This window comes from Paraburkholderia sp. J41 (assembly GCF_905220235.1).
Lineage (GTDB): Bacteria > Pseudomonadota > Gammaproteobacteria > Burkholderiales > Burkholderiaceae > Paraburkholderia.
In genome coordinates, this window is record NZ_CAJMZE010000084.1 from 1 (window position 1) to 1,248 (window position 1,248).

Here is a 1,248-nt window from a genome sequence, read left to right on the forward strand (position 1 = left end):
TGGCCTTCCCCCGCTTTCCCGGACAGGTAAATTAGCCCGTCATGCGTTGCTCGAACTGAACCGGGCTAAGGAAGTTCAGTGTTGAATGTCTGCGATGCGGATTGTAGAAGCGCTCGATGTAATCGAACACGTCGGCCCGCGCCGCGTCCCTCGTGCGATAGATGCTTCGGTTCACACGCTCGGTCTTCAGGGTGCTGAAGAAGCTTTCCATCGCGGCATTGTCCCAACAATCACCACGACGACTCATGCTGCAGGTAATGCCTTGCTGCCTGAGTAGCGACTGGAAGTCCTCGCTTGTGTATTGGCTGCCCTGGTCGCTGTGATGTATCAATTCCGCTGGTCGCCCTCGACGCCAGAGCGCCATCAGCAACGCATCGGCTACCATCTTTGCATGCATCGTATTGCTCATCGACCAGCCGACGATGCGGCGCGAGTACAGGTCCATTACGGCGGCAACGAACAGCCAGCCTTCAGCCGTCCAGATATAGGTAAAGTCGGCAACCCATTTCTGATTCGGCGCGTCGGCTTCAAACTGGCGTTGCAGATGATTCGGGGCGATGGCGTGAGCTGCAGCAGCCCCTGAATTGCCCGGCATGCGCCGTCGCCGTTGTCGAGCCTGCAATCCGGCCTGTTGCATCAGCCGCGCGACACGATTCACGCCACAGCTCTCGCCCGCTGCGCGCAGGTCGTGCCAGATGCGTGGGCTGCCGTAGGTCTTGTCGCTCAGCTCGAAGCTTGCCCGGACCAGCCGCGTGAGGCGGACATTCTCCTGCGAGCGCTTGCCCGGTGCTCGACCGAGCCATTCGTAGAAGCCGCTATGCGAGACCCCGAGCAACCGGCACATGGCACGAGTCGGCCAGACACCGCGTTGCCGTACTATCCAGGCGTACTTCACTCCGGGTCCTTCGCGAAGTAGCCGAGCGCTTTTTTTAGAATGTCACGCTCCATCGTGACCCGCCTCAACTCACGCTGCAAGCGCTGCACTTCTGAAAGTGCTTCGGCTCGCAGCGGCTTACTGGCGTCCATCTCCAGCGCCCCGTCTCGCGCCAGCCTGACCCAACGGCGCAGCAGATTCTCGCCAATGCCAAGGTCGCGCCCTATCTGGGTTACGACAGCACCCGGCTCGTTGCATAGCCGGACCGCCTCGCGTTTGAATTCGTCGGTGAAGTGCCTTCTTGTTCTGCTCATTCCATCCTCTCCGGATTACGTCAGCTTAGCTGATGTGTCCGGGAGAACGGGGGAAGGCCA

At 60.3% G+C, this 1,248-nt stretch carries 1 protein-coding gene; it reads right to left on the reverse strand.

Translation table 11 applies throughout. The annotated features are described in order from the left end of the window. Window positions 1-31 precede the first annotated feature (31 nt). Window positions 32-1,188 (reverse strand): IS3 family transposase gene (locus U5805_RS31510; protein ID WP_322107397.1). Its coding sequence is split into 2 segments (ribosomal slippage): window positions 32-921 and window positions 921-1,188, totalling 1,158 coding nucleotides; the frame shifts between segments, so codons are not numbered across the junction. Between the last annotated feature and the right edge of the window lie 60 nt (window positions 1,189-1,248).